At 63.2% G+C, this 22,816-nt stretch carries 21 protein-coding genes; 11 read left to right on the plus strand and 10 right to left on the minus strand.

Annotated elements, in window-relative coordinates:
* Positions 1-35 precede the first annotated feature (35 nt).
* Complete coding sequence (locus BQ8482_RS13535) at positions 36-584, minus strand: cytochrome c (RefSeq protein ID WP_244602786.1); 549 nt, start codon at positions 582-584, stop codon at positions 36-38.
* Positions 581-979: a Cu(I)-responsive transcriptional regulator gene (gene cueR, locus BQ8482_RS13540; RefSeq protein WP_123148164.1), complete on the minus strand. Its 399-nt coding sequence runs from the start codon at positions 977-979 to the stop codon at positions 581-583. The genes BQ8482_RS13535 and cueR overlap by 4 nt, the downstream gene beginning before the upstream one ends.
* 651 nt (positions 980-1,630) lie before the next feature.
* On the opposite strand from cueR, the gene BQ8482_RS13545 reads away from it, so the two are divergent.
* The 3 genes from BQ8482_RS13545 to BQ8482_RS13555 are packed head-to-tail and all read left to right on the plus strand — an operon-like array spanning position 1,631 to position 4,622.
* The gene (locus BQ8482_RS13545) at positions 1,631-2,698 is read left to right on the plus strand and encodes a type III polyketide synthase (RefSeq protein WP_123148094.1); all 1,068 of its coding nucleotides are present in this window, start codon (positions 1,631-1,633) and stop codon (positions 2,696-2,698) included.
* A 17-nt stretch (positions 2,699-2,715) separates the two neighbouring features.
* Positions 2,716-3,408, plus strand: a complete 693-nt coding sequence (locus tag BQ8482_RS13550) for a methyltransferase domain-containing protein (RefSeq protein ID WP_244602787.1) — start codon at positions 2,716-2,718, stop codon at positions 3,406-3,408.
* Complete coding sequence (locus BQ8482_RS13555; RefSeq protein WP_123148096.1) at positions 3,405-4,622, plus strand: NAD(P)/FAD-dependent oxidoreductase; 1,218 nt, start codon at positions 3,405-3,407, stop codon at positions 4,620-4,622. The genes BQ8482_RS13550 and BQ8482_RS13555 overlap by 4 nt, the downstream gene beginning before the upstream one ends.
* A 290-nt stretch (positions 4,623-4,912) precedes the next feature.
* Here BQ8482_RS13555 and BQ8482_RS13560 read toward each other — a convergent pair whose 3' ends face one another.
* Positions 4,913-5,176, minus strand: a complete 264-nt coding sequence (locus BQ8482_RS13560; RefSeq protein WP_123148097.1) for a hypothetical protein — start codon at positions 5,174-5,176, stop codon at positions 4,913-4,915.
* Positions 5,177-5,463: 287 nt separating this feature from the next.
* Here BQ8482_RS13560 and BQ8482_RS13565 point away from each other — a divergent pair, with 287 nt between their 5' ends.
* The 5 genes from BQ8482_RS13565 to BQ8482_RS13585 all read left to right on the plus strand — a co-directional run bounded on the left by BQ8482_RS13565 (position 5,464) and on the right by BQ8482_RS13585 (position 11,558).
* Positions 5,464-6,903 (plus strand): FAD-binding oxidoreductase, encoded by a 1,440-nt coding sequence (locus BQ8482_RS13565; RefSeq protein ID WP_123148098.1) that lies wholly within the window; start codon positions 5,464-5,466, stop codon positions 6,901-6,903.
* A gap of 458 nt (positions 6,904-7,361) precedes the next feature.
* Positions 7,362-8,837, plus strand: a complete 1,476-nt coding sequence (locus BQ8482_RS13570) for a tlde1 domain-containing protein (RefSeq protein ID WP_123148099.1) — start codon at positions 7,362-7,364, stop codon at positions 8,835-8,837.
* Positions 8,838-9,209: 372 nt separating this feature from the next.
* Positions 9,210-9,995 (plus strand): ThuA domain-containing protein, encoded by a 786-nt coding sequence (locus tag BQ8482_RS13575; protein WP_123148100.1) that lies wholly within the window; start codon positions 9,210-9,212, stop codon positions 9,993-9,995.
* A gap of 77 nt (positions 9,996-10,072) precedes the next feature.
* Entirely contained in the window at positions 10,073-11,131 is a 1,059-nt protein-coding gene (locus BQ8482_RS13580) for a Gfo/Idh/MocA family protein (RefSeq protein WP_123148101.1), read from the plus strand.
* Positions 11,132-11,156: 25 nt separating this feature from the next.
* The gene (locus BQ8482_RS13585) at positions 11,157-11,558 is read left to right on the plus strand and encodes a GFA family protein (RefSeq protein WP_123148102.1); all 402 of its coding nucleotides are present in this window, start codon (positions 11,157-11,159) and stop codon (positions 11,556-11,558) included.
* Positions 11,559-11,786: 228 nt separating this feature from the next.
* Here the strand turns inward: BQ8482_RS13585 and BQ8482_RS13590 are convergent, their stop codons facing one another.
* Both BQ8482_RS13590 and BQ8482_RS13595 read right to left on the minus strand, forming a co-directional pair.
* Entirely contained in the window at positions 11,787-12,656 is an 870-nt protein-coding gene (locus BQ8482_RS13590) for an alpha/beta fold hydrolase (RefSeq protein ID WP_425294100.1), read from the minus strand.
* Between the two features lie 2 nt (positions 12,657-12,658).
* The gene (locus tag BQ8482_RS13595) at positions 12,659-13,261 is read right to left on the minus strand and encodes a TetR/AcrR family transcriptional regulator (protein ID WP_123148104.1); all 603 of its coding nucleotides are present in this window, start codon (positions 13,259-13,261) and stop codon (positions 12,659-12,661) included.
* Between the two features lie 107 nt (positions 13,262-13,368).
* Between BQ8482_RS13595 and BQ8482_RS13600 the strand changes: the two genes are divergently transcribed.
* Complete coding sequence (locus tag BQ8482_RS13600) at positions 13,369-14,370, plus strand: NADP-dependent oxidoreductase (RefSeq protein WP_123148105.1); 1,002 nt, start codon at positions 13,369-13,371, stop codon at positions 14,368-14,370.
* Between the two features lie 160 nt (positions 14,371-14,530).
* On the opposite strand, the gene BQ8482_RS13605 is transcribed toward BQ8482_RS13600, so the two are convergent.
* Positions 14,531-15,454, minus strand: coding sequence for a LysR family transcriptional regulator (locus tag BQ8482_RS13605; protein WP_123148106.1), 924 nt, complete (start codon positions 15,452-15,454; stop codon positions 14,531-14,533).
* Positions 15,455-15,546: 92 nt separating this feature from the next.
* Between BQ8482_RS13605 and BQ8482_RS13610 the strand changes: the two genes are divergently transcribed.
* A complete protein-coding gene (locus BQ8482_RS13610; protein WP_123148107.1) occupies positions 15,547-16,377 on the plus strand; it encodes an NAD(P)H-dependent oxidoreductase in 831 nt (276 codons plus the stop codon).
* Between the two features lie 49 nt (positions 16,378-16,426).
* Here BQ8482_RS13610 and BQ8482_RS13615 read toward each other — a convergent pair whose 3' ends face one another.
* The 3 genes from BQ8482_RS13615 to BQ8482_RS13625 form a co-directional block, all read right to left on the minus strand.
* On the minus strand, positions 16,427-17,152 hold the full coding sequence (locus BQ8482_RS13615; protein WP_123148108.1) for a 3-keto-5-aminohexanoate cleavage protein: 726 nt from the start codon (positions 17,150-17,152) through the stop codon (positions 16,427-16,429).
* 426 nt (positions 17,153-17,578) lie between these two features.
* Positions 17,579-18,934 (minus strand): sigma-54-dependent transcriptional regulator, encoded by a 1,356-nt coding sequence (locus BQ8482_RS13620; RefSeq protein ID WP_123148165.1) that lies wholly within the window; start codon positions 18,932-18,934, stop codon positions 17,579-17,581.
* A 14-nt stretch (positions 18,935-18,948) separates the two neighbouring features.
* The gene (locus BQ8482_RS13625) at positions 18,949-20,808 is read right to left on the minus strand and encodes a sensor histidine kinase (protein ID WP_123148109.1); all 1,860 of its coding nucleotides are present in this window, start codon (positions 20,806-20,808) and stop codon (positions 18,949-18,951) included.
* 240 nt (positions 20,809-21,048) lie between these two features.
* Between BQ8482_RS13625 and BQ8482_RS13630 the strand changes: the two genes are divergently transcribed.
* Complete coding sequence (locus BQ8482_RS13630; protein WP_123148166.1) at positions 21,049-22,380, plus strand: dicarboxylate/amino acid:cation symporter; 1,332 nt, start codon at positions 21,049-21,051, stop codon at positions 22,378-22,380.
* Between the two features lie 112 nt (positions 22,381-22,492).
* On the opposite strand, the gene BQ8482_RS13635 is transcribed toward BQ8482_RS13630, so the two are convergent.
* Positions 22,493-22,702, minus strand: a complete 210-nt coding sequence (locus tag BQ8482_RS13635; protein ID WP_133254766.1) for a hypothetical protein — start codon at positions 22,700-22,702, stop codon at positions 22,493-22,495.
* Between the last annotated feature and the right edge of the window lie 114 nt (positions 22,703-22,816).

The following is a 22,816-nucleotide window of genomic DNA, read 5'->3' on the forward strand; positions in this document are numbered from 1 at the left end:
TGAGCCATCCAGTGATCTCCCGGATCGGTCGGCGATCACAGGACCTTCTGCCGAAACTTCGAATGACAGCTTGAGCAATCCTGCAGGATAAGATGCAGGAGGTGCTCGGCGGGAGCCTTGGCAGGATCGGCTTCCGCCGCTGCCGGCCGCTTGCCAAGCAAGCTGCCGCCGCCCATCGCCGGGCCGGAATCCATCCTCATGTCGTCGGTGATGCTGGCGGGCGCCCGCTCGGCCTTGGCGGCCAGCGTGCTGGCCAGCGTCCCGATGTGACGGGCCAGCGCCTCGAATTCCGAACGGGCCTGGTCGATTTCCAACCTGGCGCCCGAAGGCGCACCCAATGTCGCGCTGGGAAATTCCGCAATGAGGGCAGGGCCGGTGCGGGCACGTAACGTCCCGGCCGCCGCCTTGAACGCCGCAGCGTCATAGGCCAGCTTGCCATCGAACATCCCGGCGATCGTCTTTGCGGCAGCGGCCATCTCCTTCATCGAGGACTGGCGCGTCGCGACGATTGGGTCAGGTCCGGCCGCGGCCACCACCGCGGAGGCGCAGGCAAGCGACAGCATCACCACGGCGGTCCACTTCACTGAACCATGCCCTCTCCCGCCAATTCGTCGATGATCGGGCAGTCCGGCCTCTCGTCGCCATGACAGTGCTCGACCAAATGATGAAGCAGGCCACGCAATCCCACGAGTTCGGCGAGCTTCCTGTCGATCTCCCGCAACTTGGCTTCTGCGATAGATTTGACGTCGGCGCTCTCGCGGTCCTTGTCTTGATAGAGCGACAGCAACTGGCGGCATTCGTCGACCGAAAAACCCAGGCTGCGCGAGCGCTGCAGAAACCGGAGGCGGTGGATGTCGGCTACCGAATAGTCACGATAGCCATTGTCTGTCCGGGCCGGGCGCAAAAGCCCGATGTCCTCGTAGTAACGTATCGTCTTGGACGGCAGGCCGGATTTCTCGGATGCGATGCCAATGTTCATGATGAAAATCTCCGTTTGCATGGAAAATAGACCTTCCATCTGCTGGATGGTCAACCGCTGCGGTGATTTTCACGCGCCACAGCCCCTCTCAGCCGGGAAAGGGCTCGAGCGGTAGATTGGGACCATGCGGAACGACGCAAGGTCGAGCGGATGCGGACGTCACCCGCTCAAGGCAGGAAACGCGGCGTCAGATGAGAGCGCTGGGTCTTGGAGGATATTCAAGCCGGCAATTGTTCTTAGGATCGGGGAAGCCCGCGCCTCTGGAGGAGCGCGGGCCGACCGGGGTACGGGCCCCGATCCAGCAGCCATATCCTGGAGATATTCGCTGTCATCTTACAACTGTTAGTATTCGCTAATGTTCCATCGATCAGCAAAAAGACCGCGCCCAGTGAGGGCCGGACGCAATGGCGTCTCGGCCCGAAGCGCGGGCTCTTCGGTGGACGCCTCGGTGATGGATCCTATGTTCCTAGTGCCGGCGAACCGAAGCATAGCCTGGCAAACAGCACATGCTGAACCTTGGGATGAAATCAGTTCTCTGAAACGTTCACCGAACAACACTCAAAACCTGATGTCCACATCAGGTGCTGATGACCAAACAACCTCCGGCGGTGGCCCCAAAATATACCGTGCACAACGCCGAGGAGACAGAATATGCCGGCCAAAGCGTATATCAACCGGATCGCGACAGCGGTGCCGGAGCACGAGGTTCATCAATTCTATCTGCGTTTCGCGGCCTCCATGCTTGCGGCCGATCGCCGAAGAATTTTCAAACGCATGGCTGACCTTGCCGGCATCGAGCACCGCTATTCCTGCTTTGCTCCTGCCGGCGACCCCGAAGGACCATCAGCAGATCTGGCCGGGAGGTTCATCCGGGGCGCCTTTCCTGGAACGGCCGAGAGAATGGCAATGTTCGGAGATGCCGCACCTGTTCTGGCGCAAAAAGGCGTCGACGGATTGGAGCTTGATGGCGGCGCTTCCCTCATCACCCACCTCATCGTCACCACCTGCACCGGTTTTACAGCGCCGGGCATCGACCTGGAGCTGGTTGCGCGGTGCGGCCTGCCGGAAAGGGTCGAACGCACGATGATCGGTTTCATGGGCTGCTACGCGGCGATCAACGGCCTCAAGCTTGCCCGCCACATCGTCCGCTCCGACCCGCACGCCAGGATCCTGCTGGTCAATATCGAACTCTGCACAATGCATCTGCGCGAAACGACCGAACTGGAAAAGCTGCTGTCGTTCTGCCTCTGGGGCGACGGCTGTGCGGCTGCGCTCGTCACCGCCGAGCCGCACGGCATCGAGCTCGAAAGCTTTTACTCTATCGTGGCGGACGAGCGGCGGGACCTGATGAGCTGGAGCATTCGCGACCACGGTTTCGAAATGGTTCTTTCCGGCCAGGTCCCGGCAGCGATCCATGAAGCGTTGCGGAGCAACCAGGACGCCATCCTCGGCGACCGGCCGACCGAGGCGATCGACCTCTGGGCCGTGCACCCGGGTGGACGCTCGGTTCTCGACGCCGTCGAACGGGCCCTGAAACTTGCGCCGACCGCGCTTGAGCCGTCGCGCGAGGTGTTGCGCCGATACGGAAACATGTCGTCCGCGACCGTCATGTTCGTGATGAAAGAGATATTGAAGGCGCCGCCGGGCCTGCTCGGCTGCGGCATGTCGTTCGGACCCGGACTGACGGCCGAAACCATGCTTTTTCGAACTGTGTCATGAGTGGCCTGGAGCACCGTATGCTTGCGCCGGAAATCCTTGACGGACTTGCGGCCGACGATCCGCGAGCGCTTGCCGCGCGCCGCGACCTCCGTCGCATCAACGCGCTGATGTTTCAGGCGAAGATCATGGCGTCGCTGCTCCAGAAATTTGTGTCAAAACCGCCAGGCCGGATTCTGGAGATCGGCGCTGGCGATGGCTCCTTCATGCTGGCGGTAGCGCGGCGCATGGCCGGCCAATGGCCCGGGGTCGAACTGCTAATGCTCGACCGCATCGACCTCATCACTACGCAATTGCGTGGTGATTTCGACAGGCTGGGATGGACGGTGCAAGGCGTCACCGCCGATGTCTTCGACTGGGCAAGAAAGAAGGAGGGCACGCGGTTCGACGCGATCACCGTCAATCTGTTTCTGCATCATTTCGACGATGCCGAGCTCGTGCGCCTGTTTTCGCTGATGGCGCCGAAGGCCCCGCTGCTGTTGGCGACAGAGCCGTCGCGGACCAAACTGGCGTTGGCCGCGACCCGTTTTCTGGCGGCAATCGGCGCCAATGACGTCACACGAAACGACGCGGCTCAAAGTGTGCGTGCCGGCTTTCGCGGCAACGAGCTTTCCGGTCTCTGGCTCGCAGCAAACGGCAAACCGGTCGAAGAACGGCGCGCCGGCCTTCTTTCCCACATTTTCGTCGGCGCCAGCGCCGGTCATGACCTATGACGCGATTGTCGACCCATGACGCGATCATCATAGGCGCCGGCCCGGCGGGCACTTCGGTCGCGCTGACGCTGGCCCGGCGCGGATGGGCCGTGGCTATTGTGGAAAAGAGCGTGTTCCCGCGCCGCAAGGTCTGCGGCGAGTATATATCGGCAAGCAATCTTGCGCTTCTGGAGCGGTTGGAGATCGGCGAAGCGTGGCGTGCCAATGCCGGCCCTGAAATCCGCCGTGTCGGCTTCTTTTGCGGCGATGCGAGTGTCGAGGCGCCAATGCCTCCTGCGAAAGATGGGCCCTGCGAGAAAAAAGATGGTTTCGGCCGGGCGCTTGGCCGGGACATTCTCGACTGTCTGCTTTTGCAGGCGGCGCGATCGGCGGGCGTCGAGATCTTTCAGCCTTCCCGCGCCGTCGCCATCGATCGGGATGGCGAGATGCAAATGGTGCGAATTCAAGCCGGAAACGAAACGACGATGTTGCGTGCGCCGGTGATTGTCGCCGCACACGGCTCCTGGGAACCAGGACCGTTGCCCAGTCAGCTCGGGAAGACCAACCGCCCTTCGGACCTGCTCGGCTTCAAGGCGCATTTCATCGGGTCGTCCCTGGCGCCTGATTTGATGCCCCTGCTGGTATTCCCCGGCGGTTATGGTGGCATGGTTTCGGCAGATCATGGCCGACTGTCGATCTCGTGCTGCATTCGGCGCGATATGCTCGCACGGTTGCGCAAACAACCCAACCACCAGAGCCATTTGTCGGCCGCCGATGCGGTCTCCCGTTATCTAATGGAATCGTGCCGCGGTGTCAGGGATGCCCTGGAGTCAGCTCACGCCGACGGTGCATGGCTTGCCGCAGGACCGATCCGGCCGGGAATTCGCTCCTGCTACGAACGGGACATCTTCCGCGTCGGCAATGCAGCCGGAGAGTCTCATCCTATCATCGCCGAGGGCATCTCGATGGCGCTTCAGTCCGGCTGGCTGCTGGCTTCGGAACTCGCATCCGCGCCAAGCGGCAGCGCAGGGCGGCAGGCTGCCGGCAGACGCTATCAGGCGGCCTGGAAAACACTGTTTTCGACGCGGGTCTACGCCGCTGCAGTGATTGCCGGCATTGCCCTTCGCCCCGGTAGCGCCACCTTGATGGCAGCGACTGTCCGGAATTTCCCGCAGGCACTGACTCTGGGCGCGCAACTGAGCGGCAAGACAAAGCCGGTTCTCGGCTTTGTCTAACAAGTGGTGCGGCGCGTCATGGGCAAACCAAGGTATTCCTCAACAAGCGCTGGCTTTGTCACTTGGGGCAATTCTGCATGTCCGAAGTTGCAGTGCCACTGGCGGCGTTTGCATCCGCGTCGACCCCTGCCGTTTCCTTACACCGGTCACCCATGCCGTCGGAGTCTGTGGTTGTTGAACCGGTTAGGCCCGCGCTTCCTCCCCGCGGGGTCTTTTCTGTCGCTGCAGGAACTTTCACGAATTGGAGCGCTCCCAAAACGGGCCGGCTAGCCGCTATTGAATGCTGCTGTTCACGGCTCGTCGATATCTTGCTTCGAGGGGTTACGCGAGAGGGCGCGTTCCTCCTCGTCGTCGGGCAGCGCCTCGTCGCTTTCCTGGTACGGATTGTCGTCGTCTTCCTCGGGCAGTTCAGCCTCCTTCTCGACGTCGTAACGGATGTCGCCGTTTCCCGGCACGCTGTCTGGTAGAATTTTACTGCCTTTGATCGCGTCCCAATCCTGCTGTTCGATGGTCGGGCCTTCGGACGGATCGTCGGGTTTTCTGCGCGGTGCCATCAGAGCTCTCCTCTGCATTGGTTGCTCATACGTCTAACTCCGGGGACCGCTGCGTAGTTCCTCGATCGAACCGGCGGAGACCGCCTTACTGCGATCTAGCACCCATCTCGGCTTGGCCTGCCGGCGGGGCTTTTACCCGGGCCCTAGTCTCAGTGAGAGCTAACCAGTAGGCGGGTTGCGCAATACCGCTCAGCAAGCGGCTGGGAACTTGTGCGACTTCTAATATAAGGGCACACTTCGAAACGGGTGGAGGGAAAAACGGCTCAAAAACAATCGGGAGGAAAGCCATGGATAGCATGAGCCTCACCACGCTTGATCGCAGCAAGACGACGGTCGATGCCGCGGCTCTGGACGCGCTTTCGGCACAATTGCGCGGCACTGTGCTGAGGGAGGGCGACGCCGCCTATGACGACGCACGCAGCATCTGGAATGCCATGATCGACCGGCGGCCCGGGCTGATCGTGCGCTGCGCCGGCGCCGCCGACGTTATCGCCGCCGTCAATTTTGCCAGGGAAAACAGGCTGCTCGTCGCGGTTCGCGGCGGTGGCCACAACATCGCCGGCAGCGCTGTCTGCGATGGCGGCCTGATGATCGATCTGTCGCCGATGAGATCGGTGCGGGTCGATCCGGCGACGCGGCGGGCATGGGTGGAACCTGGCGCGACGCTCGCCGATGTCGACGCGGAAACGCAGGCCTTCGGATTGGCGGTGCCGATCGGCATCAACTCGACCACCGGCATTTCAGGCCTGACGCTGGGCGGCGGCTTCGGCTGGATCACGCGGAAATTCGGCCTGACCATCGACAATCTTCTCTGCGCCGATGTGGTTACCGCCGACGGCAAGCTGCTGCGCGCCAGCCAGACCGAAAATCCGGACCTGTTCTGGGCGCTGCGCGGTGGCGGCGGCAATTTCGGCGTCGTCACGGCTTTCGAGTTCAAGCTCCACCAAGTCGGTCCGCAGGTGCTATCGGGGCTTGTCGTTCATCCCTTCGCCGATGCCGAAAACGTGTTGGGGGAATACCGAGCTGCGCTCGAAGCAGCGCCCAATGAGCTGACCTGCTGGGTGGTCATGCGGCAGGCGCCGCCGCTGCCGTTCCTGCCGGCCGAATGGCATGGCAAGGAGGTATTGGTTCTGGCCATGTGCTATTGCGGCGGCCTTCAGGAGGGCGAGAAAGCGACGCAAAGGCTTCGCGCCATCGGCACACCGATTGCCGATGTGGTCGGCCCTAACCCGTTCACCGGCTGGGAGCAGGCATTCGATCCGTTGCTGACGCCCGGCGCCCGCAACTATTGGAAGAGCCATGACTTCACCGAGCTCTCCGACAGCGCGATCGAGGTCGTCACGGCCGCGATACCCCGGCTTCCGGGGCCGGAATGCGAGATATTCTTCGCTCATATCGGCGGTGCCGCGGGCCGCGTGACAGCGGATGCAACGGCGTTTCCGCAACGCAGCGCGCATTTCGTCATGAATGTTCACGCCCGCTGGCGCGAACCGGAAATGGACCGCGCCTGCATCGACTGGGCGCGCGGTGTTTACGAGGCGGCCAGGCCCTATGCCGCCGGCACGGCCTATGTGAACTTCATGCCCGAGGACGAGGTCGACCGGGTCGAAGCAGCCTATGGCGGCAACTACCGGCGGCTTCTGGAAATCAAGCAGCGTTATGACCCGCTGAACCTGTTCCGCATGAACCAGAATTTGCGCCCGGCGGAAAGCCTGCGCGCCGCATAGGCGGGAGCACGCAATGGCCCGCGCCTCCGACGGAGGACGCGGGCCAAGGCGGCGCCGGCAGCGCAGCCTGCGCGCACGATCATGGGGATGCGAACGCTTTTATCCTTCAGCTGACGCCCGCCCAGGCAAGGTCTAGTGCTTTCGTTTTCTTGACTCGGCCTGCAAAAACGGGCAGCAAAGCCTGACACGGAGGGCTTTTCCGCCATTTTCATAGTTTTTGGAGGGAGCTTTTTTGATATCGACCTTCGCCCAATCGGCGATCGGTAGAGGGATTGGTTAACCAAGTTTGTCCATCTTTTGAATCAATCGGCAACAGACGCGAAGCGTGCAGGGGGCACTAGGCGACTGTGATTGTGACGGCTGCGAGCCCCGCATGCCGCAAGGCCGATTGAGGTTGGTGTATGGCGTTTGTGCGTTTGAAAAACCGGGGTGACAATCCTGATTCTGGATTGACTTCGATGAGGCCCGGCCTGCGCTGGGCCGCAATTCCCATTGTCGGCGTGGCGATCGCTCTGTGGTCGGTGGCGACCGTGGCCGGTCTCCATTCGGTGGGAACCTCGCTCACCGCCGCCTCCAACAGTCTTCCGCAAAACCTGCTCGCGCCGCGCACCATCGCGCTCGCCGATCCCCAGCGCACGCTTCCCAATTCATGGACCAATTCGTGGGCGCCACTGGCAAGCCGGCAGCGTCAGGCGTCGCTGCTCAGCCGATGTGATGCCGGTTGCGCGCAGGCCGCCGCGAGCTTCGTGCATGAAGGCAAGGTGGCGCGTCTCAAGCCCTCAGCGAAGTCGAATATTGTGCCGGTTGTCGCAGAAATCTCGGCGCAAGCGCGCTTCGACCGCGTGGTGGCGAAAGCCGCGCTGTCGCCGCAAAAGCTTGCTGCTGCCTTTGCCCGAGCCTCCGGCGCGGCCGCCCCTTTTGCGGTCGCCAGTCTGCCAACGGCCGCGCGCTCTGCGGAGCCGGTGCGCCTGCCCGATCAGGATGGTCCCGCGTCCGTGCGCTTCGGGCCCGAGGTTGCGGAAATCGAACGATCCTTCCGTCTGGCGCTGGCGCTTGCAAATGCACTGCCGGAAGAGATGATCGACGTGCTGCCGGAGGTGACGACGGCCGACCCTGCTGCGCCGCAAGAGGGCGAGGTGCAGCTGGCCTCGCTGCCGCCGCAGGACGAGATGCCCGACAGTGTTCCCTTGCCGACCTTTCGCCCGCATGCGGAAATCGATCAGTCAGACGAGGCGCCCGAGGTCGAGGCACCCAAGGTCAAAGCGCCCAAGGTCCAGGCATCGAAGGCCGCCAAGGCCCAGTCTCAGCCATCCAAAGCCAACAAGGAGCAGACCGCCGACGCTCCGCAGGTCGAGACGCCCCGGGCGCCAGCCTTGTCACCGAGGAGTTCGTCACCGGCGGCGATACCAAGCATGCAAAGCAGCCAGGGCATGCAGGGCAGCCCGGGCATGCAAGGCAGCCAGGGCAAGCCGAAGGCTGCAGACATGCTGGCCTACGCCAAGCCCGACAGCCCGGCGGGCGGTGGGGTCTTCCGCAACCTGTTCACCAAGCCCAGCATGGGCAGCGGCGTCGCCGTCTACGACATCTCGGCGAAAACCGTCTATATGCCGGACGGCTCGCGGCTCGAGGCGCATTCGGGACTGGGCTCGATGGCCGACCAGCCGCGCTATGCCAACCGGAAGAATGCCGGCCCGACGCCGCCCCACACCTACGATTTGAGGCTGCGTGAATCGCGCTTCCATGGGGTGGAGGCCCTGCGTCTCACTCCTATCGACGGCAAGAACAAATTTGGCCGCGACGGCTTTCTTGCGCACACCTACCTGCTGCGCGGCGGCCGCGCGGAATCGAGCGGCTGCGTCGCTTTCAAGGACTATGCCCGCTTCCTCGCCGCCTTCAAGAAAGGCAAGATCAAACGTCTCGTCGTGCGCGGCTAACCAAGCCGCTGATGCAGGTCGCGTCGGAAGGGCGCGGCGCCTGACCATCTGCGGCGGTGTAGAAACAAGGCGTTCTGTAGCGATCCTTCGCGCCCCCCACAAGGGGGGAGATCGGCAGTTTCCACGCTCCGCTCATTCCTACAACGTTGGCGATTTGCGAAGCCGACGTGACATCCAATCTCCCCCCAAGTGGGGGAGATGCCAAGTGGTGGCAAAGAGGGCAGGACAGAGGGGGGCGCTGTCCCGCCGGGATCGCCGGATTTCCACCCAATTGTCAGCAACCGACCTCGAAAGCGTTTTCATTCCCGGCCAGGGATACTATGACTGACCGGTACCGGGGCAGCGGCGGCTTCAACCAATCAAGAGGATGTCATGACTATACGCGCTGTCGTTTGGGGCGAGAATATCCATGAGCGGACCAATGAGGTGGTCGCGGGGATCTACCCCGAGGGCATGCACGCCACGATTGCCAACGCCCTAAAGCTCGACCCCGAAATTTCCGTATCGTGGGCGACCCTTGAGCAGCCGGAGCATGGCCTGCCGGCCAACCGTTTGGCGCAAACCGATGTGCTCGTGTGGTGGGGACACAAGGACCATGGCGCCGTCGCCGACGAAGTCGTTGAGCGCGTGGCGCGCCGCGTCTGGGAAGGCATGGGGCTGATCGTCCTTCATTCCGGCCATTTCTCGAAGATCTTCAAGACGCTGATGGGCACGCCCTGCACGCTGAAATGGCGCGAGGCGGGCGAGCGCGAGCGGCTCTGGGTGACGAGCCCCAACCACCCGATCGCTGCCGGGATCGGCGAGTATTTCGAGCTCGAGAACGAGGAGATGTATGGCGAGCAGTTCGCCGTGCCGGAGCCGCTGGAAACGGTGTTCATCTCCTGGTTCCAGGGCGGCGAAGTGTTCCGGTCGGGGCTGACCTATCGCCGCGGCGCCGGCAACATCTTCTATTTCAGGCCAGGTCACGAGACCTATCCGACCTATCACGATGCGAATGTCCAAAAGGTGCTGCGCAATGCGGTGAAATGGGCGCACAACCCGCAGGGCTCGCATCCAGCCATCCTCGATGCGCCGAACGTGCCGGTGGAAAAGGCGCTCGAGCCGATCGTCGAGCGCGGCGGAAAACTCCATGCCGAGGGCGAAGCCGGCTATCGCTAGACCATGATCCCGAACCTTCGGTTCGGAAAATCCACGGTCGAATAAGAAGATAAAGCCTCATCCTAAGGATAAGAATCATGCGTCTCCTGATACTCGGCACCGGCTGGATGGCGGAAGAGCACGCCAGGCAGTTCAGCAAGATCGAGGGCGTCGAACTGATCGGTGCCATCGATCTCGACCGCGCGCGTGTCGACAAGTTTTCGGACAGCTACGGTATCCCCAACCGGTTCGCGTCGCTGGAAGACGCGCTCGCATGGGACAAGTTCGACGCAGTGGCGAACGTGACGCCGGATCGCATCCACCATCCGACCACCATGATGCTGGTCGCGGCAGGCAAGCCGGTGCTGTGCGAAAAACCGCTGGCCGAAAATTACCAGAGGGCCAGCGAGATGGCCGATGCCGCCGAGCAAGCCGGCATCATCAACATGGTCAACCTGACCTATCGCAACGTCGCCCCGCTGCAGAAGGCGCGCGCCATGGTGCTTGCCGGCGAGATCGGGCAGATCAGGCATGTCGAGGCGTCCTATCTGCAGAGCTGGCTGGTTTCCAAATTCTGGGGCGACTGGCGCACCGATCCGAAATGGCTGTGGCGACTGTCGCGCGGCCACGGCTCCAATGGCGTGCTGGGCGATGTCGGCATCCACATCCTCGATTTCGCCAGCTATGGCGCCGCGCTCGACATCGATCATGTGTTCTGCCGCCTCAGGTCATTCGACAAGGCGCCCGGCAACCGGATCGGCGAGTACGAGCTCGACGCCAACGACAGTTTCACCATGGCGCTGGATTTCAGCAACGGCGCCTTCGGCGTCGTCCATGCCAGCCGCTGGGCAACAGGTCATCTCAATGAATTGCGGCTGCGCATCTATGGCGACAAGGGCGGCATCGAAGTCGTGCACAATCTGAACGGCTCGGAGCTGAAAGCGTGCATGGGCGAGAACATCGAGAACGCCAAATGGCAGGTTCTCGACGCCGGAACGGTGCCGACCAACTACCAGCGCTTTGTCGATGCGGCGCGCACTGGCATTCCGCCCGAACCGTCGTTCCGGCATGCCGCCGAATTGCAGAAGGTGCTCGACCTCGCCGTCGTCTCCGACGAGAAGAGGGCTGAGCTCAGGGCCCATACTGAAACCCAGTGATGTCGTTCGCTGAAAGGAGCCAGCCATGGTGACGCGTCGCGCCGAATGTTCCTGCGGTCAGCTATCAGCCACCTGTCCGGGCGAGCCGGTACGCGTCTCCGTCTGCCATTGCCTGGCCTGCAAGCGGCGCACGGGCAGCGCGTTCAGCTTCAACGCGCGGTTTGCGGAGAATGATGTGTCGATCCAGGGACGAGCGGCGGAGTTCACGCGCGTTGGTGACGAGGGCGGCCGTGTCATCTATAGTTTCTGCCCGGATTGCGGCACCACCGTCCATTATCGGATCGATGTCCAACCCGGTCTGATTGCCATTCCGGTGGGCGCATTCGCCGACCCATCGTTCCCGCCGCCCTTCCTGTCCTTCTATCACGACAGCCGGCGCTGCGAGTGGGTCGAGGTCCGCACTGAGCCTCTGGCGACGTTCGGCTGAAGACGCCGGCCGCGGCAGGCTGAGGTTTTAGGGAAAAATCCAATCACTCTGAGCGGTCGTTCAACCTTGCATTTGCAGGTGACAGCTGGTCGTCACCCGATGGATCGGACCAAGCGGGCCGCCGCTAGGGCGACGTGCGTCCACTTGGACGCACAAAGTACGCTCTAGCACTTTCGAATCTGCGCATCGTGCTTTCCGAAAATCGATTCCGAATTTCGGGCCGATGCGCTAGGCCTCGAGGAAATCCAGGGCTTTTTCCACAAAGGCGCCGTGATACTGGAAAATGGCGGTATGCCCGCCGTCCTCGTACAGGACCAGCTCGGCATTGGGAAAGCGCCGAGCCAGGTCGACGGAATTGCTGGTGGGCACCATTCTGTCGTGATCGCCGTTGACCACGAGGACCGGGTGCCGGATACGCGACAGGTCGGCAGGGCGCTCCTGGCCAAAGGCGCGGACTGCCTTGAGCTGCTGGTTGAAGGCGCCGAGCGCGATGGGCTTGTCTCGGTCATTGGTCCGTTCCTTCAATCGCTGAAGAAACTCGCGCGCCGCCTTCTTGCCGTTGGGGCTTTGGGTGAAGAAGAGGTAGTTCTTTGGGTCCTTGATGGTCAGCGCGGCGCGGATCATGTCGAAGACGGTGACGAACGTCACCCTGTCGATGCCGGTACCCCCGGCTGGACCGGTTCCCGCGAGGATGATCTTGCGAACCAGATTAGGCTCCAGCTGAACAATCGCCTGGGCGATGAAGCCGCCAAGAGATAGGCCGAGCAGATCGACCTGCTGGAAACCGAAGGACCGGATGAAGGCGACCGCGTCGCGGGCCATCGCCTCCACCGTGTTGGGAGTGGAGCCGCCCGATGCTCCAACACCACGGTTATCGAAGGTAATAACTCGCCGTTTTGCGGCAATGCCATCGACGACCCGGGGATCCCAATTGTCGAGAACCGCACTCAGATGGGTAAGAAAGATCACCGGTACCCCGGTTGTGGGCCCGAGTTCCCGGTAGGCGAATTTCGTACCGCCGACGTCGACCGTTTTCGTCGGCACGTCCCTGTGTTTGATGATCGCGGCAGGTCGCGATAGTCGCGACAGCTGATGCACGTTCATGATGGTTTCCTTTCTTCTGGCTTGTCGTTCTCGCGGGGCTGGAGCAGCGCCTTCGCCGCTACCGCGCCAGCCCCAAGAATGCGATCGGACAGTTCGGTTCCGTTCACCGCGCGGGACAGCTCAAGCGTGCCGATCAGGGTCGCAAAGACACCGAACGCTACAGCCTCGGGGTCGCGGGCGTCGGGCGTCAGTTCGGCCGCCACCTGGCGTACGAGCTTGAGCAGGTGTTCGGCGTAAACTTGGCGCGTCTCGACCGGCTCACGCGCAATTTCGGGCAACAGCGCGGCTGAAGCGCAACCTTTGCCTGGATTGTCTCGGTGTTCCGCCGACAGATACGCGTCGATGGCCAGTGACGGGCCGCCGGCGGCCAATAGCTCCTGAGTCTGGGTCGCCTGAACCTCCAGGGCGGCCGCCAAACTCTCACGCACAAGCGCCGCCTTGGACGGAAAATGGGGATAGAAAGCTCCATTGGTCAGTCCCGCCTCGCCCATGATGCCGGCGAGACCTGATGCAGCGATGCCGTCGGAGCGAAACCGGTCGGTCGCCACATCCATGATCCGCTGCCGCGATGCTTCCTTCCTGCCCTTCTCGTAACGCATGTTTTTCTCCTTCGATCAGCTATTGCATTACGATCATATTACCATTAAATGATCGTAATGCAATGGGGCGACGCATCGGAGATGTCGCTCAATTTGGGAAAGCTACAATGAAGGCCTTCATCGTCGATCGATACGCAAAGAACGCTCCCCTACGGCTTGGAGAGGTTCCGGAGCTGGAAGTAAGGGAGAATGACGTGCTGGTGCAGATCCATGCCGCCAGTCTCAATCTGCTGGACTCAAAGATCAGGGACGGAGAATTCGAACTCATCCTGCCCTATCGCCCGCCCTTCGTTGCAGGACATGACGTGGCCGGAACGGTCATTCGCGTCGGCTCGAAAGTCCGACAGTTCAAACCGGGCGACGAGGTCTATGCGCGACCGCGCGACGGTCGGGTCGGGGCTTTCGCCGAGTACATCGCCATAAATGATGCGGACTTGGCCCTGAAGCCGAAGAACCTCAGCATGGAAGAGGCTGCGTCCATTCCCCTGGTGGGGCTGACCGCCTGGCAGGCGCTGGTTGAAAGAGCGAAGCTGAAGAAAGGACAGATGGTTTTCATTCAGGCTGGTTCCGGCGGAGTGGGAACATTCGCCATTCAATTGGCAAAGCACCTCGGCGCGACGGTCGCCACGACAACAAGCGCGTCGAACATGGATATGGTCAGGAAGCTGGGCGCCGATGTCATCATCGACTACAAGAAGGATGACTTCGAGAAAGTCCTTTCGGGCTACGACGTCGTCCTGAACAGCCAGGACAACAAGACCCTCGAAAAGTCCCTGCGTGTGTTGAAGCCAGGTGGCCTCGCCGTTTCGATCTCCGGTCCGCCCGATGCTGCGTTTGCCAGGGAGAAGGGTCTGAGCGTTGTGCTGAACTTGGTCATGCGCTTTTTGAGCGCCGGCATCAGGAGGCGGGCCAAACGCGCAGGTGTCCGATATTCGTTCCTGTTCATGGCGGCCAATGGGGAGCAGTTGACCAAAATCACGTCTCTCATCGAAACGGGCGTCATCCGCCCGGTTATAGATCGCGTCTTCCCGCTTGAGCAGACCAATGAGGCCTTGGCCTACATCGAGCAGGGCCGCGCCAAGGGCAAGGTTGTTATCAAGATCAAATAGCTTGGCAAGGCTTCAGGCGATTATCCACCCTCTCGGCCATCGGCGCAGCCAACTGAGTGAGTTTGACCCTAATGCCGCAGGATCTTGCTCAGGAAGGCACGGCTGCGATCGGTCTGGGGTTGGGCGTTGCCGGTGCCGCAGCCGACCGGGAGCATGCCGGCTAACGCGGCTTCTCGATCCCAGGAATGCCGCCGATCCGCTCTGCGAGAAAATCGACCAGCAGCCGGACCCTGGCAATGCCCGCGCGCTCCGGGACGATCAGCATGCTCAGCGGAATGGGAGGCGGGGCGTAGTCCGGCAGGATCACTTCCAGCCGGCCGGCCGCCAGGAGATCGTCGACAAGCCAGTGATGGGCAGGTGCGATGCCGCGCCCGGCGACGAGCGCTTCGCGCGCGGCAAGCCCATGGTCGATCCGAAATCGGCCGCCAAAAGGCACCGCATGGCGTTCACCGCCCGGCCCCTGCAGGGCGAGCGTGTCGCTTCCTGCGATGTTCGACATCCGGATGCCTTCATGGCCAGGCAGGTCCTGCGGGACAGCCGGTCTGCCCCGCGCCGCCAGATAGGCCGGCGCTGCCACCAGCAGACGCCGGGACTGGCCGAGCGCCCGCAGTTTCATCGAGCTGTCGGTGAGCGGACCGAGGCGAAGCGCGACGTCGACGCCCTCCCGCACAAGGTCGATGCGCTCGTCGGTGAGGCTGAGATCGACCCCGATGTCGGGATAGCGGTCCTGAAAGGCGAAGATCAGCCGGCTGATGTGCAAGACCCCGAGCGCCGCCGTGCAGGATATCCGGATCGTGCCGGCTGAAGCCCCGCGCGTGCCCCGTGCCTCATCGCCGGCCTGCTCAACGAGGCGCAGGATCTGGATGCTGTCGGCATAGTAACGGCTGCCTTCATCGGTCATCGTGACACGCCGGGTGGTCCTGCTGAGCAAGGGCACGCCGATGGCCTCCTCGAGCTCGCGCAGATGCCGTGTGACCGTCGATTGCCCAACTCCGAGTTCGCGCGCCACCGCCGACAGGCTGCCGCGCTCGGCGACGCGAACGAAGGTGCGCATGCGCTCGAGGGTCACATCAGATCTATCCATTATTCGGCACAATCTTATGCATTGCCTAGATATAGCGGATCACCCCGGGCTGGCTACCTTCAGCGTTCATTGTCCTTCTTCGGAGTTGATCCATGAAAGTCCTGCTTGTTTTTGCTCATCCTGAACCGCGTTCGCTCAACGGCGCACTGCGTGACGTCGCCATCAGGGAACTCGAGGCCCAGGGCCACGAGGTGCGGGTGTCGGACCTCTATGCCGATGGCTGGAAATCCGAGGTGGACCCTGCCGACTTTCCGTCGTGGCCGCCCGAAGAACGCTTCCTGCCGGCTGGGGCATCCAAAAAAGCTTTTGCGACCAACACTCTGACCGATGACGTCAAAGCGGAGATCAACAAGCTGCTGTGGGCCGACACCCTGATCCTTCAGTTCCCGCTATGGTGGTATGCCATGCCGGCGATCCTCAAGGGCTGGGTCGACCGGGTGTACGCCTACGGCTTTGCCTATGGCGTCGGCGAGCATAGCGACAAGCGGTGGGGTGACCGCTTTGGTGAGGGAACGCTCGCCGGCAAGCGCGCGATGCTGATCGTGACCACCGGCGGCTGGGAGGAGCATTATTCAGCCCGCGGCGTCAACGGCCCGATCGACGACCTGCTGTTCCCGATCAATCATGGGATTCTCTACTATCCGGGCTACGACGTGCTTCCGCCGTTCGTGGTCTACAGAGTGGATCGTTTCGGGGAGGCCGATTTCGAGCCTGTCGCAGAGCGCCTGCGCGAAAGGATGCGGACGCTCGAGACAATCCGGCCGATTCCCTATCGGCAGCAGAATGGCGGGGACTACCATATCCCGAGCATGCAGCTCCGCCCCGAACTGGGCGATCCGGGCGCCGCGAGTTTCGCGCTTCACGAGGATCGCGCCGGCACCAAATCGGCGACGCCGCGTTCGACTTTGCGGGACGTGGCCTGACGCAGGGTCCCGAAAAGATCGGGCAAGGCGCGGAAACCTATGGGATGAATCAGCGACCGACCCGGAAAATCGCGACGGCAGCAGCCGTCAGTGCGGCATTGCCTGATGCCGTAGTGCCGTCCGGAAGCGCCTTGCCGTCCTCCAGCCCGACGCGCGTCGACCAGTTGCGCTCCGCCGCCCTGCGCACGAACGGCCACACCGTGGCGTCGGAACCGTGCAGCAAGATGGCGCGGCGCATCCCGGCGCGGTCGAGCACGGCCGCGATGCCTTCGCTGACTTCCCATGCAGCGTCCAGCGCCTGCTCCGAGATCTCGATCAGGATGCGTAGCATCTGGCCGCCATGGTCGAGGCGGACCAGGCGCTCGGCGTCAGCGACGGAGGCGAGCCCGGCCTCTATGCCGATGCCGCGCTGCCGCAGGCTTTGCATGACCTCGGGCGCGGCTTCCTCGCTCAAATTGACCGAGGCGTAGTCGGGCAGCTCGCTCCAGCCGGCGATCGCCGCAAGCGTCCGCTCGTCGTCGTTCTCGATCCAGGCGCCGGTGGAGACGCCGATCAGCGTTCCCGGGCAGGCGCGGCGCAGCGCAAGGATGGTGCGGTCCATCGCCGCCGGTGCGAGGCTTTCGCGGCCATCGAGCCCGCGCACATGGACATGCAGCTCGGCCGCACCCGCGGCCACGCATGCGGCGCCGTCTCGCGCCATGGCTTCCGCGTCAAGCGGCAGTTGCGGGTGGAAGTCGGCGCTGCGCGCGCCATTGATGCAGGTCTGGACAATCATGAAATGGTGGTCCGGTTGAAGACCAAGTGTAGCGCAGGATGGCGGAGATCGGAATCGGGTTCGTGTCAGGAGAGTTGCTGCGGAGGAGGGATGTTCGCAGATGTTGGTGCTCTGCCCCTTATTGCCCTGCTGCAGCCCTACGTTAAAGATTTCAGCGTAGCGCCATCGGCGAAGCTGCCAATCTCCCCCTTGCGGGGGAGATGCCTGGCAAGGCAGAGGGGGGTGCTGTCCCTCCGACCTGTCAACCAAATTACAGCCACCCTCTTAGGCTGTTTCCGGTTGAGAATGCTGGAGTCGAAGTTGGCGATCCCTCCCACCCCCGGACATCTCCCCCGCAAGGGGGCAGATTAGATGCCAATTCGGCTTTCGCCAATTACCGACGCTGGAAGTCAGGGCAGATGAGGGGCGGCCCCGGCCTGTCAGCCTTCATCTGGAAAACTCGCTGCGCACGATGCCGTGGCGCTGGAGCTTGTCGTAGAAGGTCTTGCGCGGAATCCCCAGTGCTTCGATCGTGCGCCTGACGTCGCCCTCGTTGCGGCCAAGCGTCTCGCGGATGATGTCGGCCTCGTACCGCTCCAGCCGCTCCGGCAGCTTCATGGCGGCATCCGGCTGGGCTGGGGCAGGGGATGGCGCTCCGGCGCCTTCCTCCAGTCCAAGCACGAACCGCTCGGCGAAATGCGCGAGTTCGCGCACATTGCCCGGCCAGTCATGCTCCCTGAGATGGCGGTGCACCGAGGCCGGCACCGCCGGCACCGAACGCCTGAAGCGGGCGGCGGCGCGCTCGGCGAAATAGAAGAACAGCAGGGCGACGTCGTCGCGGCGCTCGCGCAGCGGCGGAATGGAGATCGTCACCACGTTGAGCCGGTAGTAGAGGTCCTCGCGGAACGTGCCGCGCTGGTGCGGGTCGCCGAGATCGACCTTGGCGGCCGCAACGACGCGCAGGTCGACGGGTCGCATTTCGTTGGTGCCGAGCGGCGTGACCTCGCGCATCTCCAGCACGCGCAGCATCTGCACCTGTGTCGAGACCGGCATGCTTTCGATCTCGTCGAGGAACAGCGTGCCGCCGCTGGCATGTTCGATGCGGCCGATCCGCTTCTTCTGCGCGCCGGTGAAGGCGCCCGGCTCATGGCCGAACAACTCGCTCTCGATGACCGTCTCCGGCAGCGTGCCGCAATTCAGCGCGACGAAATTGCCCCTGGCGCGGCGGCTCCAGCGATGCAGAAGGCTGGCCACCACTTCCTTGCCGGAACCGGTCTCGCCGGTCACCAGCACATCGACATCGGTGTCGGCGATCTGGCGCAGCGTCCGGCGCAGCCTTTCCATCGCCGGCGTCTGGCCGATCAGCGGCAGGCCGTCCTGCGCCTCTCCGGCCGCTTCGCGCAAGGCGCGGTTTTCCATCACCAGGCGGCGCTTTTCCGCGGCGCGGCGCACGCTCTGCACCAGCCGGTCGGCGGCGAAGGGCTTTGTGATGAAGTCGTAGGCGCCGTCCTTGATCGCCTTGACCGCCATGGCGATGTCGCCATGCCCGGTGACGAGGATGACCGGAACGTCCGGGTCCAGCCGCAGGACGCAGTCGAAAAGCAGCAGGCCATCGATCTCAGGCATGCGGATATCCGACACCACCACGCCGGCAAAACCGGCGTCGAGCGTCGCCAGCGCCTCGGCCGCCACCGAAAAAGCCGAGACAGAAAAGCCGGCAAGCTCCAGCGTCTGCGCAGTGGCCTTCAGGAGATCGCTGTCGTCATCGATCAGGATGACCGGCGCGGCGTCATCGTTCGTCATTTCTGCTTTCGCCATTACGCTGCTTTTGCAAGATGGATGGTGAAGCGGGTGCCGCTGTCGTCGCTCGAAACCTCGATGCGGCCGCCGTAGTCGGCGACGATGTCCTTCGAGATGACGAGACCAAGGCCGAGGCCCTTTTCCTTGGACGTGTTGAACGGCGTGAACAGCGATTTAAGGATCGCAGGCGGAATGCCCGAGCCGTTGTCGGACACGCCGACCGTCACGCCGTCCGCCTTCTCTTCGACCGAGACCTGCACCCTGGCATCGTCGCGGCCGTCCAGCGCTTCCAGCGCGTTCTGGAAGAGGTTGATCAGCACCTGTTCGAGCCGGACCCGGTTGCCCATCACTTTGAGGTTCGGCGGCGGCAATTCGATGGCCAGTGCGTCGAGCCGGCCGGCAAAGCGGCTTCTCAGCAGCACGACGGCGCCTTCGATGACGCCGCGCAATTCGACAGGCTCGGCGGCAGTGCGGCCCTTGCGGGCAAAGGCCTTCAACTCCTCTGTGATGGTGCCGATGCGTTCGGTCAGCGCTGCGATGGCGCCGAGATTCTCCTCGACCGGCGCGGTCTGCTTCCTGTCGAGGAAGACGCGGGCGTTGTCGGCATAGGCGCGTATGGTGGCGACCGGCTGGTTGATCTCATGGGCGACGCCGGCGGCAACCTGGCCGAGGATGGCGAGGCGGTTGGCCTGGACCAGATCCTGCTGCACCACCTGCAGCTTGGCTTCGGTGCTGCGGTGGTCTGATATCTCGGCCTGCAGCCGGTCACGGGCGCGGCTCAGATCCTCGGTCCGTTCGACGACGCGGCGTTCGAGCTCGGTGCGCGTCGCCTGTTCGGCGGCGATCCGCATTTGTCCTGACTGCCGACGCCACAACAGATACGCAGCAAGGCCGAGCAACGGAACAATGACGCCGAGCGCAAGGAGCCGCATTTCACGGGCCGCGGCGGCGATCGGCGCCTCGGCCGGGACGAGATAGTCGAGCCGCCAGGGGGTTGAAGGGATCAGGGTTGAAAGCCTGAGATATTCCGCATCGCTGCCGCCGGGCGTCACGGCATGGACGATCGACATGTCCGGGCTAAGTGCCTGCGGGCGCGTGATCGGCAATGGCATCAGCAGTGCATCGCCGAACTGCTGGCTGTCCTGGATGGCGGCAAGATCAGGCCCGGCAAGCCGCGCCGTCGTCATGAAGCGCCAGGACGGCACGCTGGTGATCAGGACGACGCCATGCTCGTCGCTGACATAGGCCGGGCGGTTCGCCTCGTGCCAGTCGGCCTCGAGCTGATCGAATTCCGCCTTGACGACGACGACGCCGAGCGGTGCGGCAGCATCGCCGACGCGGCGCGAGATGTAGAGGCCGGGGCGTTTGCTGACATTGCCGAGCGCGAAATATTCGGCGGTTCCGGATTGCATCGCCGCGGAGAAATAATCGCGGAACCGGTAGTCGTTGCCGACGAAGCTGATCGGCTCGCGCCAGTTGCTGGAGGCGATCGCCAGCCCGTCGGTGCCGATGACATAGAGCACCGAAGCCTTGGTGCCGGAGACCAGCCCTTCGAGCTTGCGGTTCAGCACATCGATGGCAGCACCACTTTTCTGCGCCAGCGCGTCGAGCACCTGCTGGTCTTCCGACAGCAGCAGGGGCAGGGCGCGCGGGCTTTCCAGCACAGCGCGCAGCAGCGCGACCTTCAGATTGGCATCGGTGCGACCTTGCGCCGCCAAGGCCCTGACCTCGGTGGTGCGGCCATAGAGGCCGGCGCCGTAAAGTGCGACCGTGGCGATCGCAAGGGCGATGGCCGCAAACAGCAGCCAGGCATGGCGCGCTCGCCTGCCGAGTTGCTCGGGCGTCGACGACAAGGCAGCGGCGGGGCGTTGAAGCATCGCCTATTTGTGCATGATTTCGCACAAATCACAATTCGGCTATGCGAATATCCGCACTTTCTGTGTGCGAAGCGACCTCGTGAGTTCTGGAATACTCAATAAAATCAAAGGGAGAGGCTCTTTTCCGCGCACTTGGCACGGCAGTTGCAGACACGACTTCCAGCGGTCGCGAGGCTGCTGGGGGTCAACGCAATTGCTCCGGGAGGTCGAGCTTTCGATCGGAGCACAATGGAGGACGTCATGCAGACAGTATTCGCTGCCGCCGAGCCGCGCGGCAAACTTCCTTTCTACCGGCATCTCTATGTGCAGGTGCTGGCGGCGATCGCCGCCGGCGTGCTTCTCGGCCACTTCTATCCCGAAACCGGTGAGGCGATGAAGCCGTTCGGCGACGCCTTCATCAAGCTGGTGAAGATGGTGATCGCGCCGGTGATCTTCCTCACGGTGGCGACCGGCATCGCCGGCGTTTCCGACCTGCAGAAGGTGGGCCGCGTCGCCGGCAAGGCGATGATCTATTTCCTGGTGTTCTCGACGCTGGCGCTTGTCGTCGGTCTCGTCGTCTCCAATGTCGTCCAGCCCGGCGCCGGCATGCACATCAATCCGGCTACGCTCGACGCCACAAAGGTGGCGACGTATGCCGAAAAGGCGCACGACACCAGCATCGTCGGCTTCCTGATGAACATCATCCCCGACACGATCACCGGCGCTTTTGCGAAGGGCGACATCCTGCAAGTGCTGTTCTTTTCGGTGCTGTTCGGGCTCGCTCTTGCGCTGGTTGGCGACCGCGGCCGCCCGGTCGTCGATTTCCTGCAGGCACTGACCACGCCGATCTTCCGCCTCGTCGCCATCCTGATGAAGGCCGCGCCCATCGGCGCCTTCGGCGCCATGGCCTTCACCATCGGCAAATACGGCATCGGCTCGATCGCCAACCTCGCCATGCTGATCGGCACATTCTACCTGACCGCGCTGCTGTTCGTGCTGGTGGTGCTCGGCGCGGTCGCCCGCTACAACGGCTTCTCGATCCTGGCGCTGATCCGCTACATCAAGGAAGAGCTGCTGCTGGTGCTCGGCACCTCGTCCTCGGAAGCGGCACTGCCGGGCCTGATGGCCAAGATGGAGCGCGCCGGCTGCAACCGCTCGGTGGTCGGCCTGGTCGTCCCGACCGGCTATTCCTTCAACCTCGACGGCACCAACATCTACATGACGCTGGCCGCGCTATTCATCGCGCAGGCGACAGACACGCCGCTCACCTTCGGCGACCAGATCCTGCTGCTCGCCGTCGCCATGCTGAGCTCCAAGGGTGCCGCCGGCATCACCGGTGCCGGCTTCATCACGCTTGCTGCGACGCTTTCGGTAGTTCCCACCGTGCCTCTCGCCGGCATGGCGCTGATCCTCGGCGTCGACCGCTTCATGTCGGAGTGCCGGGCACTGACCAACTTCGTCGGCAATGCGGTGGCGACCGTGGTCGTGGCGCGCTGGGAAGGGGAACTCGACCAGACCAAGTTTGCCGCCGCTATGGCCGGCGACTTGCCGGAGGAAGCCGATCTGTCGCTGCCGGGGCTGCAGGCAGCCTGACGTTCAGGCTGCACGGTCATATACCGAAGCCGGCTGCCGCCGGCTTCGGTATAGCCGCCGCCAACCTCCCAACCTCTGCGATTATCCACAGTCCACGCCGCTGCGCGCTGCCTCAGATGTAACAGACTTGTGAGTCTTGTTCTTGGTGCGGGGCTTGTTCCAGCCGTATTTGAAGGTCAGTATCCGCCATGCCTTCAAGGCGCCCGTCCACCTCGATCCCGACCTGATCGCGACCGAAGGGCGAGACATTTCCGTCGGGCTCGGTTGCGACCGGCCGAAAACCGTCGGAGCTTTTGCTGCCGCCGATCACAACCTTGACCAAGGCGGCAGCCCTCGAAGGCATGGCGGCCTCAGTACGAAGTCGCAAAGCGAGCCCGTCTCCTGATGGAAAGCCGCAGGCTTTTCCTCAGGAAACTCGTCGGGCACTTGAAGAGGG

Source organism: Mesorhizobium delmotii, assembly GCF_900149755.1.
Classification (GTDB): domain Bacteria; phylum Pseudomonadota; class Alphaproteobacteria; order Rhizobiales; family Rhizobiaceae; genus Mesorhizobium; species Mesorhizobium delmotii.